General features: G+C 51.4%; 2 protein-coding genes. Both read right to left on the bottom strand.

The window, feature by feature from the left end; genetic code table 11:
- Positions 1-110: 110 nt before the first annotated feature.
- Positions 111-446, bottom strand: coding sequence for a hypothetical protein (locus tag HW450_RS12945; RefSeq protein WP_182387579.1), 336 nt, complete (start codon positions 444-446; stop codon positions 111-113).
- 72 nt (positions 447-518) lie between these two features.
- Positions 519-1,406 carry an LGFP repeat-containing protein gene (locus HW450_RS12940; protein WP_232843399.1) on the bottom strand — a complete coding sequence of 296 codons (888 nt, stop codon included), beginning with the start codon at positions 1,404-1,406 and terminating at the stop codon, positions 519-521.
- Positions 1,407-1,450 lie beyond the last annotated feature (44 nt).

Here is a 1,450-nt window from a genome sequence, read left to right as displayed (position 1 = left end):
GGCAGGCTCGAGCACCTACGGGGGATCGCCCTGGGATTCCGAAACCTCAACCACTACATCTTGCGGTGCCTGATCCACTCCGGACAACTACAGGACAAGATCAACGCACTCTAAAACCGGAAGAGCCCATAAACTCCAAAACTTCTCGTGTCTTCCCCTCGAGCTACGGTGAAAATGTTTATCTCGCCGAGATCTTTGGTGAAGATTTCGAGACTTTCAGGGGAATTGGGGTCGAGTGAAAAGGTCAATTCGAATTCTTCAGACTTAGGAGATTCGAATCGGATGCCTTTTCCGAACTTTTCGCTCGGCCGGGGTGTTGGCGGTTCAGGGATGACATTGTCAATGAACACGTCAGTCATTGGCGCGCCGCATGGATTGACTAGCACTTTTATGGTTGTGTCGTCTACCTTTTCTATTGCGGTTTGTCCAATAAACTTGGTGTCCATAGCGTTCCCACATCCCGCGACGGACAAAGGCAACGTGAACAAAAACAATGCGGTGGAAATGCGCCTGATCAATTATCCACCCACAATTCCGAAATAATTCTTGTGATGCCTTGCCACGACGCCACCCCAATAAGTCCTCGCGACGTCGCGGCATTGTGGCGCTGCCCATGAGAACTGAAGCGTCTCATTCCTGCACACAGTCATCATGTTCACATGGAATATTGCATCACATTTGCGCATTCGTTCCCTGCGCTCAGGAGCGTAAATGGCGTCAGGGGAGTCGGACTCGAATTCTTGTTTTACTTGTAGATAACACATATCATGTCGCGCGCATGCGCCACGGAAATTTACTGATACCCCTGCCATGTTCCAAGCATCTGGCGAGAAAGTGCAAAAATCATCCAATCCATAGGTGTTGCGATACTGATAGTTGTCGGGAATCGTCACGCCGCCCATATTCGGATTATCGGGGAATGGTAGCGAGTCTTCTGTAACGAATGGGCGGAAAGTAAATTCACTTGGATACGCATCAGCGGTAACCATGTAGTCAGGAATCAAATTGCTGATTTCCTTTCCATGGATGCTCCGGCTACCCAGTGAGCTAATTTCGGAGAATAGGTCGAAGTCCCCATGCTCAAATCGTTGGACTCCGGTGCCGGAAGGAAGTGGTTGAGAATCTTCGATAGGGTATCCCCAACGAGATCTCTCCCACCCATGCTTTCCCCACACGGCAGCAACCAATGGATTAAGCCAGTGTGCTCCGTGCTTGGGGTGCCAGTAGATCATGCCGAGGGCGAAGCGGTTGAACCGGCCCACACCATCTGGGGTGCCTTCTTCATCGGTGGCTGGGTAACCGAGGGGGCCTTTTTCTTCACCTGTTTCGATCCACTTTTCTAAGATCTTGCCTTCGATAGAGACCACACCGGACAGGGAAGTGTAGATGCGGCCACGTTGGAACATTTGCTTGCGTCCGACCCCGTCGCAGGTGCCGATCTCATCGGAGG

Source organism: Corynebacterium hindlerae (genome assembly GCF_014117265.1).
GTDB classification, from domain to species: Bacteria; Actinomycetota; Actinomycetes; order Mycobacteriales; family Mycobacteriaceae; genus Corynebacterium; species Corynebacterium hindlerae.
Note: the sequence above shows the minus strand (reverse complement) of the source record. Positions and strands in the feature narration are given on the sequence as shown.

What these genes read in the sequence shown, in the direction of transcription:
- HW450_RS12945 (WP_182387579.1), bottom strand. Translation starts at nt 446, where the DNA reads ATGGACACCAAGTTTATTGGACAAACCGCAATAGAAAAGGTAGACGAC.
- HW450_RS12940 (WP_232843399.1), bottom strand. Translation starts at nt 1,406, where the DNA reads ATGTTCCAACGTGGCCGCATCTACACTTCCCTGTCCGGTGTGGTCTCT.